Raw genomic sequence first — 23,894 nt, forward strand, 5'->3', positions numbered from 1 at the left:
GTTCAGCGTGCCGTCGAAGCGGCGCGTTCGCGCCAGGTGCCGGGCCGCGCCCATCAGCATGGCGGTATGGCCGTCGTGGCCGCAGGCGTGCATGCGCCCCGGCACGCAGCTCGCGTGCGCGAAGCCGAGCCCGACGCGCCGGTGCGGATCGGCTACCTGCCGATCGCCGATGCCACGCCCCTGCTGGTGGCGCATGCGAACGGCTATTTCGAGGCGGCCGGCGTGCATGCCGAGAAGCCGACCTTGCTGCGCAGTTGGGCCCAGTTGGTGGAGGCCTTCCTGTCCGGGCAGGTCAACGTGGTCCACCTGCTCTCGCCGATGACGCTGTGGGCGCGTTACGGCAGCCGCGCGCCGGCCAAGGTGGTGGCCTGGAACCACGTGAACGGCTCGGCGATCACGGTCGCGCCCGACGTGAATTCGCTGGCCGACCTGGGCGGCAAGACCGTGGCGGTGCCGTTCTGGTATTCGATCCACAACGTGATCCTGCAGGACATGCTGCGCGCGCAGGGCCTGCAGCCGGTGCTGAAGAAAGGTGCCGCGCCGGGCCCCAGGGAAGTCGCGCTGATCGTGATGGCGCCGTCCGACATGCCGCCCGCGCTGGCCGCCAGGCAGATCGCCGGCTTCACGGTGGCCGAGCCGTTCAACGCGGCGGCCGAGCAGCTCGGCATCGGCAAGGTCCTGCGCTTCACGGGCGACGTCTGGCGCAATCACGCCTGCTGCACGATCTTCATGCACGAGCAGGACCTCACGCAGCGCGCGGGCTGGTCGCAGAAGGTGGTGGACGCGATCGTCAAGGCCCAGCTCTGGACCCGCGCGCATCCGCAGGACGCGGCGAAGCTGCTGTCCAGGGAAGGCGCCAACCACTACACGCCGCATGCCTCGGCCCTGCTCGGGCGGGTGCTCGCGCCGCCGCCCGGCGACGAGGGCCGCCACCTCGGCGATCGCGCGATCCAGCACGCCGACTGGCACGAGAAGCGCATCGACTTCCAGCCCTATCCGTTCCCGAGCTACACGGAGGAACTGGTGCGCCGCCTGAAGACCACGCAGACCGAAGGCGCGAACGGCTTCCTGGCCCAGCTCGATCCGGCCTTCGCGGCACGCGACTTGGTGGACGATCGCTTCGTGAAGAAGAGCATCGAGGCGGCCGGCGGCATGGCCGCGTTCGGCCTACCGGCCGGTTATGCGCGCAAGGAGACGATTCTTGTCTAGCGTGCTGCCCGCCAGGCGCGAGGAAGACGCCTTGCCGGCGGCGCAGGGCGGCGGCGTCGCGCCACGCTCCGGCGCCGCCTCGCGCCTGCGCGGCCCGCTGCTCGGTATCGCCGGCCTGCTCGCCGCGCTCGGCATCTGGTGGCTGGCGGTGGCACTGCTGGCCGGCAACAACGCGATGGTCGCGCAATTCTCGCCGCTGCGCGCCTGGCAGGCGCTGCCGGCGCTGGTCCGCGACGACCAGTTGCTCACGCACGTCGCCACCAGCCTGCGCCGCATCGCGGCGGGCCTGGGCTGCGCGCTGCTGGTGGGCGTGCCGGCCGGTTTCGCGATCGGCCGGCTGCGCTGGCTCGAGCACGCGCTGTCGCCGACGCTGCAGTTCCTGCGCATGATCTCGCCGCTGTCCTGGATGCCGGTCGCGGTGATGTCGCTCGGGGTGGGCGATCGCGCCGTGATCTTCCTGCTGGCCTTCGCCGCGGTCTGGCCGCTGATCCTGAGCACGGCGGCCGGCGTCGCCCAGCTCGACCGGCGCTGGATCGAGCTGGGCCGCAGCCTGGCCGCGACGCGCGCCGAAATGCTGTGGCACATCTACGTGCCCGGCATCGCCGCCCATGTGCTGACCGGCGTTCGGCTCGCGATCGGGATTCTGTGGATCGTGCTGGTGCCCGCCGAGATGATCGGCGTGAGCTCCGGGCTCGGCTACCTGATCCTCGACACGCGCGACCGGCTCGCCTACTCGGAGCTGGCGGCCGTGATCCTGGTGATCGGCGTGCTCGGTTTCGCGCTCGACATGGCGGCGCGTTCGCTGGCCGCGCGGCTCAATGGCGGCGGCTCGGCGGAGGATGGCCGGTAAGGCGAAGGCGCTGCTCTAGCGCTGCCTTAGCGCGGCTTCCCGCGGGTTCTCTCAGGTTCCGCACGGCGTGCTCGACGGCCGCCATGTCGAATTTTTCTCGGGCAGCCTCATGCGAGGCGGCCCATCCATCCCGTCGTTCAGGCTTCGGCGACGGCGTCCTCGAAGTCGATCAGCACCTTCATCGCGCGCCGACGATCGCCGGCCAGCGCGAAGGCCTCGTTGGCCTCGCGCGCCGGGAACACGCGCGTGATGGCCGGCGCGAGATCGACCCGGCCTTCGTTGATCAACTGCACCGCCAGCGCGAATTCCGAGTGGAAACGGAACGAGCCGCAAATCGTCAGTTCCTTGGCCACCACCACGTTCTGCGGAATCGCCACGTCGCCGCCCAGGCCGAGCTGCACCACCACGCCGCGCGGGCGCAGCACCTCGAGCCCGTCGCGCAGCGCGCGCTCGTTGCCCGAGCATTCGAGCATCACATCGAAGCTGCCCTTGTCGGCCGCGTAGGCCCGGGTCCATTCCGGATCGGCAGCGACGTTGACGACCTTGTCGGCGCCGAGCGCCTTCGCCACCGCCAGCGGCTCGTCCACCACGTCGGTGGCCACCACCTCGCGCGCGCCATGCGCCTTGGCGGCGGCCACGGCCAGCGCGCCGATCGGCCCGCAGCCCGACACCAGCACGCGCCGCCCGATCAGCGGACCCGCGCGCGACACCGCATGCAGGCCGACCGCGAACGGCTCGGCCATCGCGGCCAGCGAGAACGGCACATGGTCGGCCACCTTCACGCACTGCACGGCGTCGCACACCAGCGCGCCGCGGAACGCACCCTGGATATGCGGCATGCGCATCGCGCTGCCGTAGAAGCGCATGTCGAGACACTGGTTCGGCAAGCCTTCGAGGCAGTACTTGCACTTGCCGCAAGGCCGGCTCGGATTGACGGCGACGCGATCGCCGACGCTCACCGCCGTCACGCCCTCGCCCACCTCGACCACCGTGCCGGCCACTTCATGGCCGAGCACCATCGGCTGCTGCAGCCGGATCGCGCCGAAGCCGCCATGACGGAAGTAATGCAGGTCCGAGCCGCAGATGCCGCCCATCGCAACCTGCACGCGCACCTGGCCCGCGCCCGGCGCCTCGACCTCGCCCTCCTCGTAGCGCAGATCGTTCGGTGCGTGAATGACGAGACACATGCAACGCAGTCTCATGGTGTTTCCTCCTGCTCCTGGATTCGGGATGTATTCTTGTACCGGGCCGCCGGCTCAGACCGTGCTGGTCAGGCCGCCGTCGACGAACAGCGTCTGCCCGTTGATGAAGTCGGCCGCCGACGAGGCAAGGAACACGGCCGCGCCGCACAGCTCCTCGACGCGCCCCCAGCGGCCCGCCGGCGTGCGCTTGCAGATCCAGTCGTTGAAGGCCGGATCGTTGACCAGTGCCTGGTTCAGCTCGGTTTCGAAATAGCCGGGCGCGAGGCCGTTGGCCTGGATGCCGTAGCGGGCCCAGTCGGCGCACATGCCCTTGGTGAGCATGCGCAGCGCGCCCTTGGAGGCAGCATAGGGGGCGATCGAGGGCCGCGCCAGCTCGCTCTGCACGGAACAGATATTGACGATCTTGCCGCGGCCGCGCTTGATCATGTGGCGCGAGACCGCGCGCGAGACGATGAAGGCGCCGTCCAGGTTGACGCGCATCAGCGCGTGCCAGTCGGCGTCCTCGAACTGGTCGAGCGGCGCGCGACGCTGGATGCCGGCGTTGTTGACGAGGATGTCGATCGCGCCGATGCCCGCCTCGAAGGCGTCGATAGCGGCCGTGGCCTGCTCCGAATCGGCCACGTCGAACACCGCGTGCGAGGCCTCGAAGCCCTGCTCGCGGAAGCCGGCCGCGAGCGTGGCCGCCTTGTCCGGATTGCGATCGTTGATCACGATGCTGGCGCCTGCCTGCGCGAGTCCGCGCGCGAGCGCGAGTCCGATGCCGCGTCCCGACCCGGTCACGAGCGCGCGGCGCCCGTCGAGCCGGAACAGGCTGTTGACGTCTGCCATGCCTGTCTCCGAAGGTGCTCGCCGCGCGCGGCCGGAAATCGACGCGCTGCGGCGGGCGCTCAGTAAACCGCAGGCTGGCGGACGCCGCCAATGCTCTTTGCTGATCGTGTGATCACGGATCGTGATCAAGCGGCGCGGGAGGCGCCGCCGCCGGTTCAACCCTCGCGGAACAGGTAGCTGTAGGCGCTCAGCGCCGGCACGCCGCCCAGGTGCGCATAGAGCACCTTGGAGCCGGCCGGGAACTCGCCGAGCCGCACCTTCTCGATCATGCCGTGCATCGACTTGCCCTCGTAGACAGGGTCGGTCAGCATGCCCTCGAACCTCGCCGACAGCCGGATCGCCTCCAGCGTGCCCTCGCTGGGCAGGCCGTATTCGGGGCCGCCGAAGCGTTCGTCGAGCACCACGTCGGCTTCGGTGATATCGCGGCCCAGTTCGACGCGATCGGCGGTGCCGCGCGCGATGCGCAGGATCTGCTCGCGCGTCTGCGCCGGCTTGGCCGAGGCGTCGATGCCGATCACGCGATCGGCGCGGCCGTCGGCGGCGAAGCCCACCACCATGCCGGCCTGCGTGCTGCCCGTCACCGAACAGACCACGATGTAGTCGAAGCGGATGCCCATCTCGGCTTCCTGCGCGCGCACTTCCTCGGCGAAGCCGACGAAGCCCAGGCCGCCCAGCGGATGCTCGGAGCAGCCGGCCGGGATCGGATAGGGCTTGCCGCCCTTGGCGCGCACGTCGGCCATCGCCTCCTCCCAGCTCCTGCGGATGCCGATATCGAAGCCGTCCGGCACCAGCCGCACGTCGGCGCCCATCATGCGCGACATCTGGATATTGCCGACCCGGTCATATACCGCGTCCGAGTAGTTGACCCAGTTCTCCTGCACCAGCACGCACTGCATGCCGAGGTGCGCCGCCACCGCCGCCACCTGGCGCGTCTGGTTCGACTGCACGCCGCCGATCGAGACCAGCGTATCGGCGCCCTGCGCGATCACGTCGGGAATCAGGTATTCGAGCTTGCGGGTCTTGTTGCCGCCGAAGGCCAGGCCGCTGTTGCAATCCTCGCGCTTGGCGAACAGCTCGACCTTGCCGCCGAGATGGGCGCTCAGGCGCTTGAGCGGCTGGATCGGCGTCGGGCCGAAGGTCAGGGGGTAACGCGGGAATTTCTGAAGGTTCATGCCTCGCTCCTGGCTTGATGGGATGGATGCGTGCTCGCGACGTGGACGGTGCCGGCCTCCGTGCCTGTCATCGAAACGACGCAAATATCGTAGAAGCGATCGAACGAATCAGGGTTGTGAAATCGACGCCGATTTTCTTTGTTTCTGAAGTCATTGGATAATCAAGCCGAATTTCATTAGGAAATCGACGCCATGTGTGCAACAAAAAGAACATCACCGACCGCCCGTGCCGCCACCGCCGTGGCTGCCGGCGCCGAACTCGATCGCGTCGATCGCGCGATCCTGCGCGCGCTGCAACGCGATGCCTCGATCTCGAACGTGGCGCTGGCCGAGCGCGTGAACCTGAGCCCGCCCGCCTGCCTGCGGCGCGTGGAGAAGCTCAAGGAAGCGGGGCTGATCCGCGGCATCGTCGCGTTGCTCGAACCGAAGGCGCTCAATGCCGGCATGCTGGTGATGATCGGCGTGGTGCTCGACCGCTCGACGCCGGAGTCGTTCGCGGCATTCGAGAAGGCCGCGCAGAAGGTGTCGGGCTGCATGGAGTGCCACGTGGTGACCGGCGAATTCGACGCCTTCATGCTGGTGCGCACGCGCGACAGCGAGACCTTCAACCGGCTGCACGCGGAGCAGTTGCTCTACCTGCCCGGCGTGCGCCAGATCCGCACCTTCGTCGTGCTCAAGGAAATCCTCTCGACCACGCAATTTCCCGTGTGAGCCGGGAACCGTCCTTGCGTCCTCCCGCAAACCTGCAAGGGGCTTGCCTTCGCCCGACTTTATCCGGTTCGCGGCGGATGCCGGCGGACGCGATTGCAAGCCATTTGAATGCTGGATTAAATGCGCGGTTACAAACCGTTGCACCTGAAATAGAGCCTGTTCGTATGATCGTGAGCGTTCGACGACGAACCCGGAACACCGCGTCGAGAAGGCCTCGAGCCGATCCGGCAAGGCGGGTTCCGGCCATCAAAACCACACCACTCCGCTCAGGACACACCCATGAAAACTCTGCTCGCTTCGGCCCTGGCCGTGACGCTCGCCCTCCTCGTGACGAACGCGGAAGCCCGCCCGCACAAGGTCTGCCATTTCGACCATCATCATCACCGTAGCTGCCACTGGGTCCACTAAGTCTCACGGATTCGACGGGTCGGCGCGAATGCGCCGGCCCGTGGCGACTCGGGTGGTCGCCCGCCATGAAAAAAGCGGCGCCTCGGCGCCGCTTTTGCTTTTGATTCACCAGCTCAAAGATCCCCCCGCACCTCGCCGGTTCCCAGCGCGTTGCGCTGCCGGTTGACCTCCGCCCACAGCTCGTCGCTGTCGTCTTCGCGCAGCAGGATCACCCAGTCCAGTTGTTCGTCGGTCACGCCGAAGTAATCGAGGATTTCCTTGCGCGCGGCATCGATGAACTGCATGAACTCCGGCGTGGTCTGGGCTTCCTCGTGCAGGGCATCGTATTCGTCGTCGTCCTCGCCGCCGCCCTGTTCGTCGATATAGCGCGTGATCCACTGGTCGCGCTCGTGATCGTAGTCGGCTTCGGCACGCATCGCCTGCGCCGCGGTGTGGAAATCCAGTTGGGCAAACGCGGCGATCGCCGCCGCGGTTGCTTCATCGAAGGTCGTTGCCATGTTCCATCCCATCGTAGTCGTGGCGCATCATCTCACGACTCGCATCCTGGGTAGGCGACGAGCTTGATATCCTGCATCACCCGCAGCCATTCCACCGACGACATTACCCACCATGCCGAACCACCGGATTGCGATGAAGCACGCTGTTCTCTGCGCCGCGATGCTTGCCTCGGGCGCTGCATTCGCCCATGCCTCGCCCGAAGTCTGCAGCGGCGAGCTGAGCGCCTTGATCCTGCCCCCGCTAGAGCGCAGTTCGCTGAAGAAGCAGGATATCCAGGTGGGCATCGCCGATGAATCCGACGGCGTCTACAGCGTGAGATTGTCCCTGCCCGCCAAGGGCGCGGACAATCCCGACGACCAGGTGACGATCGGCTGGGTCAACCTGGATACCAGGGCGATGAAGGCTCTCGATATGACGCGCGATCCCGATCACCCGGACCTGCTCGCGGTGGATCAGGCAAAGTACCGGAAATTCGTTTCGGATTGTCTTCGTGAGGCGCCGGGCGTGACGCAACGCTGTGACGCTCTCGACGAGCAAGCCTCGCAGGCATCGACTCGTCTGCCGCCAACCCAAGGCAGGATGATCGTGGTCGGAAACGGGCGACTGCCGTTCCACTCGGCCCCCGACGATTCATGCAGGATGCCCGGCGTGTTCATCCTGAGCGGCGAATCCGTCCAGGCCGATCGAACCTATCGGGGCTTTACCTCCGTCGTTTACCTGAGCGCGAGAAAAAATGGCCCGGTCGAGGGCTGGGTGAGAAGCGATCGCTTGAAGGCGGCGGATTCGGAGCCGGCCGCACGATAACGGTGTCGGCACGCGCGACACGATTCGGCATGGAGTGAAACGAGGCAATATCACGGCATGGAACCTCGCAGTCGAGCCGGCAAAAGGAGAATCACGATTGAATCCCTTTTTCTATCGCTTCCGCACCGATGCCTACTCGGCAGAGCAACGATTCGAGGTCTGGCGAGACGAAGTCAACGCGATCTTCGATGTCGAGATCGAACGATCGCTGGCCCATCGTTTCAATTACGACCTGAGCACCGGTTATGTCGGCTCGTTGTTGATGGGATGCGGCAAGTGGATCGGCCAACATGAGCCGGTGCATTACGGCGTCAAGCGATCGCCGGCCATGATCCGTCGCGACGGCCTCGATCACTTCTACGTCTGCCTAGGCATCACCCACTCCCTGTCGGGATACGCGGCGCGCACGCCGATTCACGCCGAGGCGTCGAATCTCTACGTACTGGATCTGGCCTACGAGCTCGATTCGGAAATCGTCGCGGGCGACACGCTGATCCTGACGATCGCGCGGGACTTGCTGCCCGCCCCCATCCGATCCGCCAACCTGCACGGCGCCGTCCTGCAAGGGCCCTTGAGCGCCTTGCTGGGTGATCACCTGTTCGCGCTGCAACGTCAATTGCCGCATCTGGCGCCCGCCGACATGCCCAACGTCGAACGCGCGACCCTGGCGCTGGTATCGGCCGCGCTGACGCCGACGGCACGCACGCTCGGCGAGGCCGAGGTGGAAATCGACCAGGCCGTGATGTTGCGGGTGCGTGCCTATATCGATGCGCATCTGAAGTCGGCGGATCTCACGCCATCGCGGATCTGCCGCGACATCGGCATCTCGCGCGCGCATCTGTATCGGCTGTTTTCGCGCGAGACAGGCGTTGCCGCCTATATCCAGCATCGCCGCCTGGTGAAGATCCGCAAGCTTCTCGAGGAAGCCGGATCGAGCCGGCAGCGCCTGTCGACGCTGGCATTCCAATATGGCTTCAAGAGCGAATCCCACTTCAGCCGAAGCTTCCGAAATGCTTACGGTTGTTCGCCCAGCGAGGCTCGCGAGCGCGCCGCCTCGCGCGAGGCTCGCCTGCCCATTTCGTCACCCGCGAAACATTCCGCGGGATCGTTGCGCGACGTGCTCGATCGCCTGGATTCCTGATCCTTCGTCGAACCTTCGTCGAAACGCAGCGTCAAGCTTTGGAGACGCTGGGGCAAAAATCCCCGCGGCGTAGCTGCTACCATTTTTACGTCCGAGATGATTTTTTCCGCGTGAAAGGACGGTCGCCGTTCGTACCCATGCACGTGCCGGCGCCCCGCAGGACCCAAAATCAAATATCGAATGAACGCGATCCGGATGCGCGAGAGACCGCTTTTTTGTTGCGCACAACAAATTATCAACTGCATCTCAATGGGGGATTGAGATTCCAAAATCGACAAGTGGTCGTCTATTACTTCCGGAGAAGAATATGCGTCATGTTCCTTGTGCAAATCATGTGGCCGCGGTGCTGGCCGCCGTATCGCTGCTGTCCGCCCCGCTGGCGATGGCTTCGGTGAATGCGTCCCTCTCGCCGACTCACGCGGCCGCGGCCCTCGTGCCGACGGGCGCCACGCCCCTGCAAGGCGCCGTCGCCTTCACGGCACCGCCGAGCCCGGCGGTTTCCGAACCGGCGCGATTCCAGACCGCGCTCGTCAACTCCTGCTCCGATTCGTGGTGGTGGCGCAGCGGCATCGAGGAACTGGCCTGCGGACTTTCCGGGCAAGGCTGGTGGAATTGATGATCGCGACGCGGGTTTGAACAGAACCCGCCGCCATGCAAACAGGCCGCAGCAATGCGGCCTTTTTCATGCCCGCCGAAAACGAGACGGCGGACGCGGATTGCTCCGCGCCCGCCGTCGGCCCATCCGTTGCAGTCGGATCGGATCAGAACACCGGATGTCCGCTGATCACGCTCGGCAGCCAGGTCGAGAAGAACGGCCAGTAGGTGACGATATTGATCGCGCTGAAGATCGCCAGGTAATACGGCCAGGCGGTCTTGGTGGTCTCGCCGATCGACACCTCGCCGATCGCGCAGCCCACGAACTGCACCGAGCCGATCGGCGGATGCACCAGGCCGAGCGAGCAGTTCAGCAGCAGCATGATCCCGAACTGCACCGGGCCGACGCCGCAAGCCATCGCGATCGGCAGGAACAGCGGCGTGGTGATCAGGATGTGCGCCGCCATGTCCACGAAGGTGCCGAGGAACACCTGGAGGATGTTGATGTACAGCAGCATCAACCAGGGCTGGGCATTCGACTGCAGCAGCAGGTGCTCGATCGCGTCCGGGATCTCCAGGTAGGACATCTGGAAGCGCAGCATGTTGGACACGGCGATCAGCAGCAGCACCACGCCGGTGGTGCGAGCCGCGTGCGACAGCGCGCGCCACAGCTTCTTCATGGTCAGCGTGCGATACACGAAGATGGTCAGCACCAGCGAGTAGACCACCGCGATCGCGGCCGCCTCGGTGGCGGTGGCGATGCCCTTGGCCACGCACACCAGGATGATCGCGATCACGCCGAGGCCCGGCAATGCGCCCACGAAGGAGCGTGCCACCGCGTACCAGCCCGGGAACTTCAAGAGCGCCGTGCTGCCGTCCTCGCGGCGCGGGAAGCCGTAGCGGCGCGCCTGCCAGTAGGCGGCGATCAGCACGAAGCCCATCACCCACAGCACCGGCAGCAGGCCCGAGAACAGCAGGTCGCCGATCGACACGCCGCTCACCGGATGACCGTTGAGCATGCCCGTGATCCCCTGCGCGGCGAACGCGTAGATGATCATGTTGGTCGAGGTCGGCATCAGCGCGCCGGCCAGCGAGGCGTGGGTGGTCACGTTGACCGCGTAGGCGGCGCTGTAGCCTTCGCGCTTCATCAGCGGGATCACCACGCCGCCCATCGCCGAGGTATCGGCCGTGGGCGAGCCGGACACGCCGCCGAACAGCGTGCAGGCCACCACGTTGGCCATGCCCAGGCCGCCGCGGAAGTGGCCGACGATCGCCTGCGCGAACTTCAGGATGCGGTCCGCGATGCCGCCATGCAGCATCAGCTCGCCGGAGAAGATGAAGAACGGCACCGCCAGGAACGAGAACGCGTTCATCCCGGAGATCACCGACTGCATCGAGGTGGCGATCGGCAGGCCCTCGGCCAGGTAGGTGGCCACGCACGCGAGCCCGAGCGCGAACGAGACGGGCACCCCGAGGAAAAGCAGCAGCAGGAAGCTGATGGAGAGGATTGCGAGTTCCATGTGTGGATCAGGTTCGGTTGCGCTTGCACAGCGCAAGCAGGTGCTCGAGCGAGAACAGGATGATGGCGATACCGGCCGGCAGCGGGATCAGGTAGCGCACCGATTCGGGCAGGCCGATGATCGGAATCCGGTCCTCGAAGGTGGTTTCGGCCATCTCCAGGCAGCCGAGAATCAGCGCCACCGCGAACGCCATCAGGCAGAGGTGCTGGAAGCCGTGGATGATCGACTGGCCCTTGGGCGAGAGCCGACGCACGAACGAGTCGAGGCCGATATGGCCGCCGTCGCGCACCTTCATCGCGGCGCCGAACATCGCGATCACGATCACCAGCAGCAGCGCGATCGGCTCGACGAAATCAGGGGCGTTGTTGAACACATAGCGCATCACGACCGCGTAGAACACGAGCGCCGTCAGCACGACGAGACTCGCCGACGCGATGACGGCCAGCGCCATGAACAGCACGTCGTTCGAGTGCTTGATGAACCTCATTTTCGAACCTCATCGGACAGAAAAGGCGGCCGGCGAAACCTCGCGCGGCCGCCGGGGCGCTGGCGCGGCCCCTTGCAGGGCCGCGCGCCGCGTATTACTTGATCGCCTGGATCTCGTCGACGATCTGCTTCATCATCGGGGTCTTCTCGTACTTGGTCCAGAGCGGCTGCATCGCCTTCACGAACGCGGCACGGTCGATCTGCGCGGCCGGTACGATGGTCGCGCCGCCCTTGAGCACGGCCTTGCGCGCATCGCCTTCACGCGCCGTCCAGAGCTGCACGTAGTACGGCACCGAATCGGCGGCCGCCTTCTTGATGATCGTCTGCTCCTGCGGGCTCAGCGTGTCCCACACCTTCTTGGAGAACACCAGCACTTCCGGCGTCATCGCGTGCTGCGTTTCCGAGAACACGTTGGCCACTTCGTAGTGCTTGGTTTCGTCGTAGGACGGCAGGTTGTTCTCGGCGGCATCCACCAGGCCCGTCTTCAGGCCCGTGTAGACCTCGGAGAACGGCATCGGCGTGGGCGTGCCGCCCATCGCCTTGATCTCGTCGACCATCAGGTCCGAAGGTTGCACACGCACCTTGAGGCCCTTCATGTCGGCCGGCGACTTGATCGGACGCTTGGCGTACATCGAGCGCGCGCCGCTTTCATAGAAGGTCAGCGCGATCATGCCCTTGGCCTTGAACGCGTCGAGGATCTTCTGGCCTTCCGGGCCGTACATCACGTTGCGGAAGTGCTCGATGTCGCGGAACAGGAACGGGAACGACGGGATCATCGATTCCGGCACGATCTCGTTGAAGGCGGCACCGTTGGCGCGAACCATGTCGATCGCGCCCAGGCGCACCTGGTCGACCGTCTCGTTTTCCGAACCGAGCGCGCTGTTGCCGTAAACCTTGATCGAATCCTTGCCGTCCGTCGCCTTCTTGATCTCGTCGCTCATGAACTTGACAGCCATGTTCGTCGGGAAGTTGTCGCTGTGGACATCGGCGGAGCGGAAGACGCGGGCCTCGGCCGACAGCGTCGTGGCGGCGGCGAGTGCCGCGACGATCGCTACGGTGACGCGCTTGCGCGTGAAGATCGTTTTCATGGTCAAGTCTCCTCTGGGTATATCGCGTGTTGGATGTGCCGGCCTGCCCGCCCGGGCGCTACCGCCTCGGGCCCGGCAGGATCGGTCCGGAGCTCACCCCGCGGACCGGCTCGGCCGGCATCTTGCATCGTTGTCGTCTGACCACCGTCAGGCAGCCCACCCGCTGTCTCACGTCGTACAACTAGGGAGCGAGTCTATCGGGGCGGAACCACGCTTGTACACTTGGTGCATACCCGCAGAGGGTTGATGCCGCAGGTCCGTCACAAAAAGCTATTTTTCTTATATTTCAGCTAGTTGTGATATTTTTTCGATTGCCGGGACGCGGCCGGCCCCGAGCCTCGAAGACAAATTCTTTTGCGTTTTGGGACGCTTCCGGATATGTCATTAGACAACTGATCATTGCGGGTTAACCTCGTTTCGTTTCCGCCCCTGAAACGAAATCGGGCGCCTTGGCGGCGCCCGATGCGGATGAATGACGTCCCATCAATGACTCATGACGTCCGATTGCCGGCTTACCGTAAGCCGTCGATTCGATTTCAAATTCGATTCAAAGCGCTGCCGACAAGGGGCGCCAGCACGATCTCGATGCGCTCCTTGCCCTTGCCCGTGTTGCGGCGCTTGAGCGTGAGCGCGCCGACTTCGGCCGTGGTGCGCGGATGCGTGCCGCCGCACGGCATCGAGGCGAAGCCTTCGACCTGCCAGTAGCGACGCTCGGCGTCGATGTCGCTGAAGGCGGTGTGGATCGGCAAGGCACAAGCCACCAGGCTGGCCGCTTCCTGTTCCAGTTCCGGCAGCAGCGGGCTCAGGCTGGTGTCGCTGGCGAAATCGATGCGGGCCTTGTCGGCCGCGATGTGCGCGCCGATCCGCTCGATGCCCGGGCGCGCCCGGTAGACCAGTTGCAGGATCATTTCCGCCGCGAAATGGTGGCGCATCAGGCCGAGCCGGCGCGCGCCGTCGATCCAGATCGCCACGCCGTCGCCGGCGCGGAGCTGGTGATCGGGCGGCAGCGTGTAGACCAGGTCGAGCCCTTCCTTGTCGGCATGCAGCACGGGGTAGCCGCCGAGCGTGCCGGTGTCGCTCTCCTGCCCTCCCGAGAACGCGAAGAAGATGGTTTCCCTGACATGGACGCGCTGGCCGTCGACGGCGAGCACGGTGGTATCGAGGTGGGTCAGGTAGGGGTCGTCCCAGAAACGTTTACGGGTGGGCATGGCTGGCGCGGCGGCGGAGAGGCTGGATAAGGAGCCGTGAGATTAGCCGGGCCAAAACGCGTGGTCTTGTATATTCCTGCGGAAATCTTGCTTTCCGGATCGAGGCCGCTCACCCCCCGCCGCCCAGAAAACGCAGCAGCCAGAGCAGGAAGTGGAACACCAGCACCAGGAATTCCCAGAGGCGCTCGAGCAAATCCCACAAGCCGGTCCGCCAGGCCGCGGCCGCTGCGCCGGTCCACCATTCGTTCATCGAGTCTCCGTGCTGGCGCCCGGTCGGCGGGCGTGGTGCGGGGTATGGGAAGGGGCATCTTCGCATGGTTTGGTGGGGGGGCCGTGAGGGCGTGGAGGGTGTGATTCGGGGGCGGGCATTACACTTCTTGGTTTTCGCTGGATGCGAGGCACGGCTGACTTCTGCTTCGTGGCGAATGTGGGTACCGGCTATTTCGAGGACGCAGCGATCTATCCTTGAAAAGGAGGCCAGCCGGAACGTAGCAGGCCAGATCAACGACCGTCCTGCATGCGTAGTCGTCTGGATCGTGCCAGTGCGATGGGGCAATGCCGCCCATCGAGCGATGATCGACTATCCGGCATGTACCATGTGATGGTCCCTCCCGAAGGGCTCGAATATGCCAGCAATGTGCGTGCCGATTGCCTGGCAGGCTCCCACAATCAAGAAATGCAGAGCGAATGAACCTGACCAAGCCAACACTGGCGCTTCGTACCAGCCCAATCCAACCAGACAGCCGATCCGAGACGAAAGCCTCCCGGTCATACCATGCGATACAGGTGGCACTGGCGGCCCGCTGCGAACCCGAAGCTGATTTTCAGGTTCAAACGAGCCGCAAGCGCAGTCGGTCATTGCACAGGCAGAAAAACAAATCCGGCCCTGTGCGCCTTGTACTGCTGGCAGGATTGCTCGCTGCGTTAACAGCCATGGACACCGCTAGTGCAAGCCGTGTTTTTTCAATTCTTGGAAACTCCATCGTGGTATTCATTGATGGCACGCAAAAAACTTGCCCCCTCGACAAAATACCAACATCTGCAATTGAAAGCCACGACGAATCGGCATTGATCGTTTCCGAGCGCGGCTATGTGCCGATATCGAAAATCGAGGCATGCACCGAAGGCACCCCTCTTCATACCGAACAGATCCCAGCCGGTGTTGGCGTGTTATCCGACATCAACCTGTCCCAAGGGATATACGTCGCACTGGATTTTGTAAGTACTGCCCCCACCGCATACTTGGCAACAGTAGCAAAAGTCGGGAGCAGAAAGAATCTAGTCAGCATGGACGGCTCCTATATCGAGGGGAAAAATATTTCCTATTTGCAAAAGAGGGCCTTCACTTCCTCAGGCGACGCCGGTGCATCAATGATCTCGCCAGATGGTCGCTACATTGCCGTCGACGGGAATACAGATTGTGGGGAAGACGCGTACCCAGGAGTTTGGGATATAGAGAAAAAAACGCGGGTAATATCGAACGCGAAAAATTGCTCAGCGCTATTTCACATCAAAAGGTGAACGTGCAGAAACTTCAATACTGAACCATCGCATAACGAGTATTCTCAACTTCTCACAAAATCGAGAAACGTCCGTTTGGCTGCTCCGGTCTTGACCTTGGTCGCTGGGGGGGGCTCACGCCGATGTCGAACCTCGAGAATTCCAGGCCTGCTTTTAGCGCGTCGAACATGATCAAGCAAGCTGCCAAGCCGGCTGCAGCATGATTCTCCAACAGTGTTATGACGATGCCAACGACGCATTGACGAAACGCATCGACACTCGGCTTGCAACGCAACGTCCTGCTTTCTGCGCATCCATGCTGAAAAAATAAGTCGACAAATCTGCGCGACTAGCAGCGAGCAGCGTGAGCGATGCCGATACACGACCAGGATGGTTCAGCTCGGATTTGAAGCTGAAACTGCCGCAACAGCATCTCGGTATCGCCGATTTGATCGATCCTGCAAATAGCTCGCCGTCCTGCCCTCGCGACGCGACGTGATCTTCTCAGTTCATGCTGGCATGCTGCACTACAAAGCGCGCCGTTGCCCCAAACTGCCAGGAAACAAAAAAACGCCTCGACCCGGGTATCCGGAGTCGAGGCCAACCGCGTTTCGATAACACTCTTTGGGGAAAGAGTGCATGTCACTGTATGAATTTGCGGGCGCGGATGCAATTTCCGTGTCTTACCGGATCTTTCGCGATGTACAACCGGCCTTGGCGAAACCTGCGCACCCCAAGCCAGGCGGCGCTTGCGTCACGTTACAGCCGTAACAGGCCAACGCCCGCGAACGCCCCCCGAAAGCCGCCGCAGCCTTGTCGCGCCGGGCTCGGCCCGAAAGAACCGTAAGCCTGCCCCCTCAAGCCGCCCCGTCCAGCGCACTCGGGCTCGCGTCATGAAACAGCCGATAAACGAGCGTCCGCAACCATCGATGCCCCTCGTCGCGATGAAACCGTTCATGCCAGAACTGCGCGATATCGGTCGGCGCGATATCGAACGGCAGCGCCAGCGCGCGCACGTCCGGCCGGGTCAGCACCCGCGCCAACCTGCTCGGCACGCAGGCCACCAAATCGCTCGACGCCACGATCCGCTCGATCCCGAACGAATGCGCGAGCCGCAGCGCCACCCTTCTCGCCCTGCCGCCCGGCCCCGAGAGCGCGTCGAGCGCCGCCTCGAAGCGCGCATGGCTCCCCGCCGTCGGCGTGTAAACCACATGCTCCGCCGCGAAGAAGCGCTCCGCCGAGAGCCGCTCCCCGATCGCCGGATGATCATGCCGGACCAGCGCCACGTAGCTCTCGTGAAACAGCCGCTGCTGGTGAAAGTCGTCGTGCAGCCCCTGGAACATCCCGATCGCCAGGTCGATCTGCCCGAGCTTCATCATCTGCTGCGCATCGTCCAGCGAAGGGTCGCTGGTCACGATCCTCAGCCCCGGCGCCACCTCGCGCAGGTGCGCCACCAGCCGCGGCATGAAGATCGCCTGCCCCAGGTCGCTGACGTAGAGATGGAAGGTGCGATCGGCCGCCTCGGGCTCGAACGGCTTGCCGGCCTGCATCGCCAGCCGCAACGAAGCCAGCCCCGGATCCACCAGCGCCGCGATCTCGTCGGCGCGCGCCGTCGGCTGCATGCCCTCGGCCGTCTTCACGAACAGCACGTCGTCGAACAGCGTGCGCAGCCGCTTGAGCGCGTTGCTCACCGAAGGCTGGGTCAGGTGCAGCGCCTGCGCCGCGCGCGTGGTGCTGCGCGTGCGATACAGCACGTCGAACACGAGCAGCAGATTGAGATCGATATTGCGCAGCGCGGTGTCGTGCGTCATTGGCGTGGCGGGGAGGACGAGGGTCATTGATGCGCTGAATGCCGGCATTCAGACGATCAATTTAACAGAGCCCCCCGCGATCCCTAAGCTGGTATCGACCCGGGCCAGACGCCCCAACGGCGCGGCCCCCGTGGTTTACCCTCAACCCTCCCGGATCTCACATGGACAACAAGATTGCTCTCGAGGAACACTTCGCGTCGCCGGACACGATCGGCGATTCCGAACGCTTCTTCACCCACGACCTCTGGCAGGTGCGCCGCCGTCAGTTGCTCGACTTCCAGGAGGAGCGCATCGAGCGCATGGACGCCTGCGGGATCGGCTACGCGATCCTCTCGCTGAACGCGCCGGCCGTGCAGGCGATCACCGATCGCCAGCGCGCGATCGACGTGGCGCGCCGCGCCAACGACCTGCTCGCCGAACAGGTGGCGCGCCGCCCCGAGCGCTTCGGCGCCTTCGCCGCGCTGCCGCTGCAGGACCCGGAAGCGGCCGCGCGCGAGCTCGAGCGCGCGGTCGGCGAACTGGGCTTCCAGGGCGCGCTGGTCAACGGCTTCTCGCAGGTCGGCAGCGAGGACGATTCGACCTACTACGACCTGCCGCAATACTGGCCGTTCTGGGCCGAGGTCGAGCGGCTCGGCGTGCCCTTCTACCTGCATCCGCGCAATCCGCTGCCGAGCCAGCAGCGCTCGATCGAGGGCCATCCCTGGCTGATGGGCCCGGCCTGGGCCTTCTCGCCCGAAACCGGCGTGCATGCGCTGCGCCTGATCGGCAGCGGCCTGTTCGACGCGCATCCGAAGCTGCAGATCATCCTCGGCCACCTCGGCGAGCTGGTGCAGAACAACATCTGGCGCACCTCGCACTGGGCCTCGGCGAACGGCAAGAACCCGCTGGGCGTGAAGGCCACGCGGCCCTTCATCGACTACTTCCGCGAGAACTTCAACCTCACCACCAGCGGCAACTTCCGCACCATCGCGATGCGCAACGCGATGGACGAGATCGGCAGCGACCGCGTGCTGTTCTCCTCCGACTACCCGTTCGAGACCATGGAGGAAGCGGCGCAGTGGTTCGATCGCGCGGAAATCAACGACAACGACCGCCAGAAGATCGGCCGCGACAACGCGCGGCGCCTGTTCCGCCTCGACTGACACGCGCCCGGCGGCAACGCGCGCGGCACCGGCAGGCGCCGAGCCGCGCGCGCAACACAACGACAAGACAGACCAGGAGACATCCCCGTGCAACCCGCTCACGTTTTCGACGTGCAGCGCTGGCTCGACGCGCAGCGGTTTTCCCGCTTCCAGTTCGCGATCGCCACGCTGTGCTTCGCCGTCGTCGCGCTCGACGGCCTCGACACCGCCCTGATCGGCTTCGTGGTCCCCGCGCTGCGCGGCGACTGGCATCCCTCCACCACCGCCGTCACCCTGCTGGTCGCCTCGGGGCTGGCGGGCCTGGCGATCGGCGCGTTCTTCGCCGGCCCGCTCGGCGACCGGATCGGCCGCAAGCGCCTGCTGACCGGCTCGGTGCTCGGCTTCGGCCTGTTCAGCCTGCTCTCGGCGATCGCGCCGAACATCACGCTGCTGACGCTGTGCCGGCTGCTGACCGGCGTCGGCCTGGGCGCGGCGATGCCCAACGCGATCACCATGACCTCCGAGTACAGCCCGCGCAGCCGCCGCGCGCTGGTGGTCACCACCATGTTCTGCGGCTTCACCTTCGGCTCGGCCGCGGCGGGCTTCGTCGCCGCGCACGTGATCCCGCGCCACGGCTGGCACGCGATGTTCGTGATCGGCGGCGTGCTGCCGCTCGCGCTCGGGCTGCTGATGCTGGCGGCCCTGCCCGAGTCGATCCGCTTCCTGATCCATCGCCAGGCGCCGGCCGACACCATCGCCGCATTGCTGCGGCGCATCTCGCGCGAGGCGCCCGACGCCGGGCACCGCTTCGTGGTGGACGAACCCGCCGGGCTGGCCGGCCGCTCGCCGGTGGCGCAGTTGTTCGCGCCGGCGCTGAAGTTCGGCACGCTGGCGCTCTGGTGCGTGTTCTGGATGAACCTGCTGGTGGTCTACCTGGTCACCAACTGGCTGCCGAGCCTGTTCCGCGACGCCGGCTTCGACCTGGCCCAGGCCGCCGTCGTCACGGCGATGTTCCAGCTCGGCGGCACGGTGGGCTCGGTCCTGATCGGCCGCACCATGGACCGCCGCAACCCCTACGCGGTGCTGGTGGGCGCCTACGGCGCCGGCATCCTCTGCGTGCTGCTGGTGGCCTGGCGCTACCAGGAGCTGCTGTCGCTCTCGCTGGGCATCTTCGGGGTCGGCTTCGCGGTGGCGGGCTCGCAGACCGGCGCGAACGCGCTGGCCGCCGGCTTCTATCCCACCGGCAGCCGCGTCACCGGGGTGAGCTGGGCGCTCGGCGTCGGGCGGCTCGGCGCGATCGCCGGCTCCTTCATCGGCGCGCTGCTGATCGCCAGCGCGATCGGGCTGGCGAGCGTGTTCATGCTGCTGATCGTGCCGATCGCCTGCGCCGCCGCCGCGATCGGCGTGATGGGCCTGCACTACCTGCGCGCGCCGCGCATCGCCGAAGCCGTCGAATGACGGCACGCGGCGGCAGCCCGCCGCCGCGCCTTCCATAACAATCCAGGAGATCCCGATGGTTCCGTTCATCGGCCGCCCGCGCGCGGCCATTCCCTTCGCACTACTGATATCGTCGGCCTGCCCGGCGGCTTTCGCGCAGAGCAGCGTGACGCTGTACGGCAGCCTCGACGCCGGCGTCGCCCACGTCAACAACCGCGACGGGCATTCGCAGGTCGCCATGCTACAGGGCGTCGCGCAGCCGGATCGCTTCGGCCTGACCGGCACCGAGGCGCTCGGCGGCGGCTGGAGCGCGGTATTCCGCCTCGAGAACGGCTTCTTCACCAACAACGGCGCCCTCGCGCGCGCCAACACGCTGTTCAGCCGCCAGGCCTATGTCGGCCTCTCGTCCACCCGCTACGGCACGCTCACGCTCGGCGAGCAGAGCTCGTTCAACTACGACTGGGTCGCGCCGCTCGGCAACAACTTCCAGGGCAACAACCTGCTGGCCGCGCATCCGGGCAACCTGGACGGGCTGGTGGAAACCACCTCGGCGCAGGAAGCGAACCTGATCAAGTACCGCTCGGCGGTCTGGAACGGGCTGTCCTTCGGCCTGCTCTACGGGCTCGGCGGCGTGGCGGGCGATTTCTCCAACGGGCGCATCGCCGGCGGCGCGGCCAGCTATACCAACGGGCCGCTGGCGATCGCGGCGGCCTACGTGAACGAGCACAATCGCGCGCTCGGCCCCATGCTCGGCGATACCACCGCCGGGCTCGGCCTGAGCAGCTTCCAGGGCAAGCCGGCCCTGTCCTACGTGGCCGACAAGATCGAGAACACCGGCGTGGGCGCGCGCTACGACTTCGGCCGCCTGCGGCTGCACGCGGTGTTCACCTACGTGCGGATCGTCTCGGGTTCGTTCGCCGACAGCTACCGCACCTGGGAAACCGGCGCGACCTGGCTCAGCACGCCGGCCAATGCGATCGTCGGCGGCATCGCGGCCACCGGCTTCATCGGCCGGCACTACCTGACGGCCACGCTGGGCGACGTCTACTCGCTGTCGAAGTCGACCCAGGTCTATCTGCAGGCGGTCGCGCAGCAGGCCACCGGCACGACCGATGCGCGCGCATCGATCTTCTCGGTCGGCGCCTCGGGCACGCCGCGCCAGTTGGCCTTCGTCACCGGCATCCATCACCTGTTCTGAAGCGGGCGGGCGTCGTGCCGGGCAGGAAGCCGTCCGGCACGACGCAGCGACTTCATTGGACCGAGTCTCGCACCTCGAGCGTGCTCATGTCGACGACGAAGCGATAATGCACGTCGCCCTTTTCCATCCTCACGAACGCCTCGTTGATCTGTTGAATGGGAATGATCTCGCACTCCGGGAGGATGTTTTTCTTCCCACAGAGATCCAGCATCTCCTGGGTCTCCTTGATGCCGCCGACCGCGGAGCCCGCAATTCGCCGGCGCCCCATGATGACCGGCGTGTTGTCGTAGGCGGGCGTGGTGCTCAATGCGCCCACCACCACGATGGTGCCGTCGATGTCGAGCAAGTCGATATACGGCGCAAGATCGTGCTCGTAGGGAATGGTGTCGATGATGAGGTCGCATGAGAACGCGGCGGCCACCATCTGGTCCTGGTCGGTGGAGATCAGGACGCGATCGGCGCCGAGCTTCAACGCATCCGTGCTTTTTCCCGGCGAGCGCGAGATCACCGTCACGTCGGCCCCGAGCGCGGCCGCGAACTTGACGGCAAGATGACCCAGCCCACCGAGCCCGACCACCGCCACGCGGCTGCCGGGCCCGACGTTCCAGGTTCGCAGCGGCGAATAGGTGGTGATCCCGGCGCAGAGCAGAGGGCCGACTCGCGACGGATCGAGATTCTCCGGAACCCGCAGCACCATCTCCTCCCGCACCACGATGTTGTTCGAGAAGCCGCCGAGCGTCATGCCTCCCGAAATCCTGTCTCGACCGTTGTAGGTGGGCGTCACGCCCTCGCGGCAATAGACCTCGAGATCCTTGCGGCACATGTCGCAATGCTGGCAACTGTCCACCAAGGTGCCTACGGCGACCAGGTCGCCGGGTCCGAACCTGGTGACATCCGAGCCGACCTCGCGTACCCGCCCGACGATTTCGTGGCCGGGAACGAGCGGATAAGCGGACACGTTCCAGTCGTTGCGTGAGAAATGCAGATCCGTATGGCAGACGCCGCAATAGAGGATGTCGATTGCAACGTCGCCTTCGCGGGTCTCGCGGCGCTCGAACGAATACTCGGCGAGCGCGCTGTGCGCGTCCTGGGCGGCATAGGCGTAAGTCGTCATGGGTTTGCTTGTTTCCTCGGAAGGGATTCGGGTTCGGTACGTCGACGCTGGCTAGTGTCCCAAGCCAGCCATTCCACGATAAGATGGGATAAATGGGATGATCTTATGAGTGTGGCTCAGCAATGCGAAGAGAAGATCTCGCCGACTTGATGGCATTCGCGGTGATCGCGGAGGAAGGGAGTTTCACGCGCGCCGCGGTGCGCCTGGGTCTGTCCAGCTCGGCGCTGAGCCATGCGATCCGGCTCCTGGAGCAACGCCTCGGCGTGCGGCTCCTGAACCGGACCACGCGAAGCGTCGCCCCCACGTCCGCCGGCCAACGCCTGCTGGTCCAGCTGAAGCCCTCGCTGGCGCAGATCGAGGACGGCCTGGCCTGCCTGGCGGAGGAACGGGAGGATCCGTCGGGCGTGGTTCGAATCAATACGCATCGCAGCGCAGCGCTGCTGCACGTGCTTCCCGCACTTGCCGAACTCGGCGCGAGCTTTCCGAATCTGGTCCTGGACATCACGGTCGATGACAGCGACGTCGATATCGTCGCGAAGGGGTTCGACGCCGGCATTCGTCACGGAGAACACGTCGCGCGAGACATGGTCGCCGTCAGGATCAGCCCTGAATTCAGGACGGCGGTGGTCGCCACGCCCGGTTACTTCGAACGCACGCCGCGGATCCGGCTCCCTTCGGACCTGCAGCAGCATCGCTGCCTGGTATGGCGCTACCCGACATCAGGCGAGCTGTTGAAATGGGAGTTCCAGAAGAACGGTCGAAGGCATCGCGTGGTGGTGGAGCCGAGCTTCATCACCAACGACATCGACGTGCTGATCAAGGCTGCCCTCACGGGCTCGGGGCTCGCCTATCTATTGAAGGAGCAGGTTGCCGACCAGCTCGCCGAAGGAAGTCTCGTCGAGGTGCTGGAGCCCTGGCATGTGCTTCACGAGGCCTGCTATTTGTACTACCCCAACCGGCGGCAGCTTCGCCCGGTGCTGCGTGTCCTGATCGACGCAATCCGCTTCGACAACTAGATCGCGCGATCGCCGGCGCCGGGCCGGAAGCCGCTCGGCACGGCACCGCCGCCCCGCCTCAATGCTCGGCGCCGGGCCCCACCTCGAAGGCATTCGCCACCGCGCGCACCGCGTTCGCGTAAAGCAGCACGTCCACGCCAACCGCCACGAACAGGCAGCCCAGCGAGAGATAGTGGCGCGCCAGCGCCGCATCGTCGGTCAGCGTGCCGGCCGCCTTGCCGGCGCGGATGATGCGCGCGATGGCGTCGTCGATCGCGAACTGCACGTCGGCGTGCCGCGCGTTGCCGCGGTGGCCCATCGAGGCGGCCAGGTCGGCCGGGCCGATGAACACGCCATCCACGCCGTCCACCGCGCAGATCTCGTCGAGGTTGCGCAGCGCGGTCGCGCTTTCGGCCTGCACCAGCAGGCAGACCTCCTCGTCGGCCAGGTCGAGATAGTCGGCACGCTGGTTCCAGCGCGAGGCGCGCGCCACCGCGCTGCCCACCCCGCGCACGCCGCGCGGCGGGTAGCGCACCGCGGCCACCAGTTCGCGCGCCTGCTCGGCGGTCTCGACCATCGGCACCAGCAGCGTGCGCGCGCCGGCGTCCAGCAACTGCTTGATCAGCGCGGTACTGCCCTCCACCGGCCGCACCACCGCCTCGGCCCGATACGGCGCCACGGCCTGCAGTTGCGCCACGATGCTGCGCACGTCGTTCGGCGCATGCTCGCCGTCGATCAGCAGCCAGTCGAAACCGGCCGTGGCGGTGATCTCGGCCAGGTAGGGCTCGGCCATCGATACCCAGAAGCCGACCTGCCGGCGTCGCGCCGCGAGCGCGGCCTTGAAGCGGTTCAATCCATAAGGGGAACTGGCGGTCATCGGTGAAGGTTCCTCGTCGTGCGTGGTTCGATCGGAAGCATCGCGGCGCCCTGCCCGGCATCGCCGCGCCCCCGCCATGATCGCATCGGTCGCGCGAATACGCCGCGAACCGGGCCTCGGCG

The 23,894-nt window shown here is 65.7% G+C and carries 25 protein-coding genes and 1 pseudogene; 13 read left to right on the plus strand and 13 right to left on the minus strand.

Annotated features, from left to right (window positions below):
- A pseudogene (locus F3J18_RS38250) lies at positions 1-123 on the minus strand (M20/M25/M40 family metallo-hydrolase); the annotation flags it as partial.
- On the opposite strand from F3J18_RS38250, the gene F3J18_RS20755 reads away from it, so the two are divergent.
- Both F3J18_RS20755 and F3J18_RS20760 read left to right on the plus strand, forming a co-directional pair.
- The gene (locus F3J18_RS20755) at positions 115-1,209 is read left to right on the plus strand and encodes an ABC transporter substrate-binding protein (RefSeq protein WP_345892526.1); all 1,095 of its coding nucleotides are present in this window, start codon (positions 115-117) and stop codon (positions 1,207-1,209) included. The pseudogene F3J18_RS38250 and the gene F3J18_RS20755 overlap by 9 nt on opposite strands.
- On the plus strand, positions 1,202-2,059 hold the full coding sequence (locus F3J18_RS20760) for an ABC transporter permease (protein WP_166913940.1): 858 nt from the start codon (positions 1,202-1,204) through the stop codon (positions 2,057-2,059). The genes F3J18_RS20755 and F3J18_RS20760 overlap by 8 nt, the downstream gene beginning before the upstream one ends.
- Before the next feature lie 137 nt (positions 2,060-2,196).
- Here F3J18_RS20760 and F3J18_RS20765 read toward each other — a convergent pair whose 3' ends face one another.
- The 3 genes from F3J18_RS20765 to F3J18_RS20775 all read right to left on the minus strand — a co-directional run bounded on the left by F3J18_RS20765 (position 2,197) and on the right by F3J18_RS20775 (position 5,261).
- The gene (locus F3J18_RS20765) at positions 2,197-3,261 is read right to left on the minus strand and encodes an L-idonate 5-dehydrogenase (protein WP_025099938.1); all 1,065 of its coding nucleotides are present in this window, start codon (positions 3,259-3,261) and stop codon (positions 2,197-2,199) included.
- Between the two features lie 54 nt (positions 3,262-3,315).
- A complete protein-coding gene (locus tag F3J18_RS20770) occupies positions 3,316-4,089 on the minus strand; it encodes an SDR family NAD(P)-dependent oxidoreductase (protein WP_017919165.1) in 774 nt (257 codons plus the stop codon).
- Between the two features lie 155 nt (positions 4,090-4,244).
- The gene (locus tag F3J18_RS20775; protein WP_166913942.1) at positions 4,245-5,261 is read right to left on the minus strand and encodes a 1-aminocyclopropane-1-carboxylate deaminase; all 1,017 of its coding nucleotides are present in this window, start codon (positions 5,259-5,261) and stop codon (positions 4,245-4,247) included.
- Positions 5,262-5,453: 192 nt separating this feature from the next.
- Here F3J18_RS20775 and F3J18_RS20780 point away from each other — a divergent pair, with 192 nt between their 5' ends.
- Both F3J18_RS20780 and F3J18_RS38255 read left to right on the plus strand, forming a co-directional pair.
- The gene (locus tag F3J18_RS20780) at positions 5,454-5,972 is read left to right on the plus strand and encodes an Lrp/AsnC family transcriptional regulator (protein WP_025099936.1); all 519 of its coding nucleotides are present in this window, start codon (positions 5,454-5,456) and stop codon (positions 5,970-5,972) included.
- 279 nt (positions 5,973-6,251) lie between these two features.
- Entirely contained in the window at positions 6,252-6,380 is a 129-nt protein-coding gene (locus tag F3J18_RS38255) for an HHHH-motif protein (RefSeq protein WP_013690065.1), read from the plus strand.
- A 113-nt stretch (positions 6,381-6,493) separates the two neighbouring features.
- Here the strand turns inward: F3J18_RS38255 and F3J18_RS20785 are convergent, their stop codons facing one another.
- Entirely contained in the window at positions 6,494-6,877 is a 384-nt protein-coding gene (locus tag F3J18_RS20785) for an ATP-dependent protease (RefSeq protein WP_123038174.1), read from the minus strand.
- A gap of 112 nt (positions 6,878-6,989) precedes the next feature.
- On the opposite strand from F3J18_RS20785, the gene F3J18_RS20790 reads away from it, so the two are divergent.
- The 3 genes from F3J18_RS20790 to F3J18_RS20800 all read left to right on the plus strand — a co-directional run bounded on the left by F3J18_RS20790 (position 6,990) and on the right by F3J18_RS20800 (position 9,439).
- Complete coding sequence (locus F3J18_RS20790) at positions 6,990-7,682, plus strand: hypothetical protein (RefSeq protein ID WP_240156416.1); 693 nt, start codon at positions 6,990-6,992, stop codon at positions 7,680-7,682.
- A gap of 97 nt (positions 7,683-7,779) precedes the next feature.
- The gene (locus F3J18_RS20795; protein ID WP_166913944.1) at positions 7,780-8,823 is read left to right on the plus strand and encodes an AraC family transcriptional regulator; all 1,044 of its coding nucleotides are present in this window, start codon (positions 7,780-7,782) and stop codon (positions 8,821-8,823) included.
- A gap of 334 nt (positions 8,824-9,157) precedes the next feature.
- Positions 9,158-9,439 (plus strand): hypothetical protein, encoded by a 282-nt coding sequence (locus F3J18_RS20800; RefSeq protein ID WP_166913946.1) that lies wholly within the window; start codon positions 9,158-9,160, stop codon positions 9,437-9,439.
- Between the two features lie 145 nt (positions 9,440-9,584).
- Here F3J18_RS20800 and F3J18_RS20805 read toward each other — a convergent pair whose 3' ends face one another.
- The 5 genes from F3J18_RS20805 to F3J18_RS20825 all read right to left on the minus strand — a co-directional run bounded on the left by F3J18_RS20805 (position 9,585) and on the right by F3J18_RS20825 (position 13,969).
- Positions 9,585-10,937: a TRAP transporter large permease gene (locus F3J18_RS20805; RefSeq protein ID WP_017919171.1), complete on the minus strand. Its 1,353-nt coding sequence runs from the start codon at positions 10,935-10,937 to the stop codon at positions 9,585-9,587.
- A 7-nt stretch (positions 10,938-10,944) separates the two neighbouring features.
- On the minus strand, positions 10,945-11,424 hold the full coding sequence (locus tag F3J18_RS20810) for a TRAP transporter small permease (RefSeq protein ID WP_013690060.1): 480 nt from the start codon (positions 11,422-11,424) through the stop codon (positions 10,945-10,947).
- 94 nt (positions 11,425-11,518) lie between these two features.
- Positions 11,519-12,511, minus strand: a complete 993-nt coding sequence (locus F3J18_RS20815) for a TRAP transporter substrate-binding protein (RefSeq protein WP_166913948.1) — start codon at positions 12,509-12,511, stop codon at positions 11,519-11,521.
- 536 nt (positions 12,512-13,047) lie between these two features.
- Positions 13,048-13,719 carry an alanyl-tRNA editing protein gene (locus F3J18_RS20820; protein ID WP_166913950.1) on the minus strand — a complete coding sequence of 224 codons (672 nt, stop codon included), beginning with the start codon at positions 13,717-13,719 and terminating at the stop codon, positions 13,048-13,050.
- A 109-nt stretch (positions 13,720-13,828) separates the two neighbouring features.
- Complete coding sequence (locus F3J18_RS20825) at positions 13,829-13,969, minus strand: hypothetical protein (protein ID WP_017919173.1); 141 nt, start codon at positions 13,967-13,969, stop codon at positions 13,829-13,831.
- A 437-nt stretch (positions 13,970-14,406) separates the two neighbouring features.
- On the opposite strand from F3J18_RS20825, the gene F3J18_RS20830 reads away from it, so the two are divergent.
- Together F3J18_RS20830 and F3J18_RS38585 are read left to right on the plus strand one after the other, a co-directional pair.
- The gene (locus tag F3J18_RS20830; protein ID WP_152554446.1) at positions 14,407-15,240 is read left to right on the plus strand and encodes a hypothetical protein; all 834 of its coding nucleotides are present in this window, start codon (positions 14,407-14,409) and stop codon (positions 15,238-15,240) included.
- Between the two features lie 343 nt (positions 15,241-15,583).
- Positions 15,584-15,718: a hypothetical protein gene (locus tag F3J18_RS38585; protein ID WP_275691122.1), complete on the plus strand. Its 135-nt coding sequence runs from the start codon at positions 15,584-15,586 to the stop codon at positions 15,716-15,718.
- A gap of 358 nt (positions 15,719-16,076) precedes the next feature.
- On the opposite strand, the gene F3J18_RS20835 is transcribed toward F3J18_RS38585, so the two are convergent.
- Entirely contained in the window at positions 16,077-17,057 is a 981-nt protein-coding gene (locus tag F3J18_RS20835; RefSeq protein WP_236669420.1) for a LysR family transcriptional regulator, read from the minus strand.
- Positions 17,058-17,191: 134 nt separating this feature from the next.
- Here F3J18_RS20835 and F3J18_RS20840 point away from each other — a divergent pair, with 134 nt between their 5' ends.
- The 3 genes from F3J18_RS20840 to F3J18_RS20850 all read left to right on the plus strand — a co-directional run bounded on the left by F3J18_RS20840 (position 17,192) and on the right by F3J18_RS20850 (position 20,786).
- Complete coding sequence (locus F3J18_RS20840) at positions 17,192-18,172, plus strand: amidohydrolase family protein (protein ID WP_036031502.1); 981 nt, start codon at positions 17,192-17,194, stop codon at positions 18,170-18,172.
- A gap of 87 nt (positions 18,173-18,259) precedes the next feature.
- Positions 18,260-19,609 (plus strand): aromatic acid/H+ symport family MFS transporter, encoded by a 1,350-nt coding sequence (locus tag F3J18_RS20845; protein ID WP_025099923.1) that lies wholly within the window; start codon positions 18,260-18,262, stop codon positions 19,607-19,609.
- Between the two features lie 55 nt (positions 19,610-19,664).
- Positions 19,665-20,786, plus strand: a complete 1,122-nt coding sequence (locus F3J18_RS20850) for a porin (RefSeq protein ID WP_166913952.1) — start codon at positions 19,665-19,667, stop codon at positions 20,784-20,786.
- Positions 20,787-20,838: 52 nt separating this feature from the next.
- On the opposite strand, the gene F3J18_RS20855 is transcribed toward F3J18_RS20850, so the two are convergent.
- Positions 20,839-21,900 (minus strand): NAD(P)-dependent alcohol dehydrogenase, encoded by a 1,062-nt coding sequence (locus F3J18_RS20855; protein ID WP_166913954.1) that lies wholly within the window; start codon positions 21,898-21,900, stop codon positions 20,839-20,841.
- Positions 21,901-22,022: 122 nt separating this feature from the next.
- Between F3J18_RS20855 and F3J18_RS20860 the strand changes: the two genes are divergently transcribed.
- Positions 22,023-22,916, plus strand: a complete 894-nt coding sequence (locus tag F3J18_RS20860) for a LysR family transcriptional regulator (RefSeq protein ID WP_166913956.1) — start codon at positions 22,023-22,025, stop codon at positions 22,914-22,916.
- Positions 22,917-22,974: 58 nt separating this feature from the next.
- Here F3J18_RS20860 and hpaI read toward each other — a convergent pair whose 3' ends face one another.
- Positions 22,975-23,772, minus strand: a complete 798-nt coding sequence (gene hpaI / locus F3J18_RS20865) for a 4-hydroxy-2-oxoheptanedioate aldolase (RefSeq protein ID WP_025099920.1) — start codon at positions 23,770-23,772, stop codon at positions 22,975-22,977.
- Between the last annotated feature and the right edge of the window lie 122 nt (positions 23,773-23,894).

Source organism: Burkholderia sp. Ax-1720 (genome assembly GCF_011753035.1).
In the GTDB taxonomy this organism is placed as follows: Bacteria; Pseudomonadota; Gammaproteobacteria; order Burkholderiales; family Burkholderiaceae; genus Burkholderia; species Burkholderia gladioli.

Bases quoted from the DNA above. Each gene is read 5' to 3' on its own strand.
- F3J18_RS20765 (WP_025099938.1), bottom strand. From the start codon at position 3,261: ATGAGACTGCGTTGCATGTGTCTCGTCATTCACGCACCGAACGATCTG.
- F3J18_RS20770 (WP_017919165.1), bottom strand. From the start codon at position 4,089: ATGGCAGACGTCAACAGCCTGTTCCGGCTCGACGGGCGCCGCGCGCTC.
- F3J18_RS20775 (WP_166913942.1), bottom strand. From the start codon at position 5,261: ATGAACCTTCAGAAATTCCCGCGTTACCCCCTGACCTTCGGCCCGACG.
- F3J18_RS20780 (WP_025099936.1), top strand. From the start codon at position 5,454: ATGTGTGCAACAAAAAGAACATCACCGACCGCCCGTGCCGCCACCGCC.
- F3J18_RS38255 (WP_013690065.1), top strand. From the start codon at position 6,252: ATGAAAACTCTGCTCGCTTCGGCCCTGGCCGTGACGCTCGCCCTCCTC.
- F3J18_RS20785 (WP_123038174.1), bottom strand. From the start codon at position 6,877: ATGGCAACGACCTTCGATGAAGCAACCGCGGCGGCGATCGCCGCGTTT.
- F3J18_RS20790 (WP_240156416.1), top strand. From the start codon at position 6,990: ATGCCGAACCACCGGATTGCGATGAAGCACGCTGTTCTCTGCGCCGCG.
- F3J18_RS20805 (WP_017919171.1), bottom strand. From the start codon at position 10,937: ATGGAACTCGCAATCCTCTCCATCAGCTTCCTGCTGCTGCTTTTCCTC.
- F3J18_RS20810 (WP_013690060.1), bottom strand. From the start codon at position 11,424: ATGAGGTTCATCAAGCACTCGAACGACGTGCTGTTCATGGCGCTGGCC.
- F3J18_RS20815 (WP_166913948.1), bottom strand. From the start codon at position 12,511: ATGAAAACGATCTTCACGCGCAAGCGCGTCACCGTAGCGATCGTCGCG.
- F3J18_RS20820 (WP_166913950.1), bottom strand. From the start codon at position 13,719: ATGCCCACCCGTAAACGTTTCTGGGACGACCCCTACCTGACCCACCTC.
- F3J18_RS20825 (WP_017919173.1), bottom strand. From the start codon at position 13,969: ATGAACGAATGGTGGACCGGCGCAGCGGCCGCGGCCTGGCGGACCGGC.
- F3J18_RS20830 (WP_152554446.1), top strand. From the start codon at position 14,407: ATGAACCTGACCAAGCCAACACTGGCGCTTCGTACCAGCCCAATCCAA.
- F3J18_RS20835 (WP_236669420.1), bottom strand. From the start codon at position 17,057: ATGACCCTCGTCCTCCCCGCCACGCCAATGACGCACGACACCGCGCTG.
- F3J18_RS20840 (WP_036031502.1), top strand. From the start codon at position 17,192: ATGGACAACAAGATTGCTCTCGAGGAACACTTCGCGTCGCCGGACACG.
- F3J18_RS20850 (WP_166913952.1), top strand. From the start codon at position 19,665: ATGGTTCCGTTCATCGGCCGCCCGCGCGCGGCCATTCCCTTCGCACTA.
- F3J18_RS20855 (WP_166913954.1), bottom strand. From the start codon at position 21,900: ATGACGACTTACGCCTATGCCGCCCAGGACGCGCACAGCGCGCTCGCC.
- F3J18_RS20860 (WP_166913956.1), top strand. From the start codon at position 22,023: ATGCGAAGAGAAGATCTCGCCGACTTGATGGCATTCGCGGTGATCGCG.
- hpaI (WP_025099920.1), bottom strand. From the start codon at position 23,772: ATGACCGCCAGTTCCCCTTATGGATTGAACCGCTTCAAGGCCGCGCTC.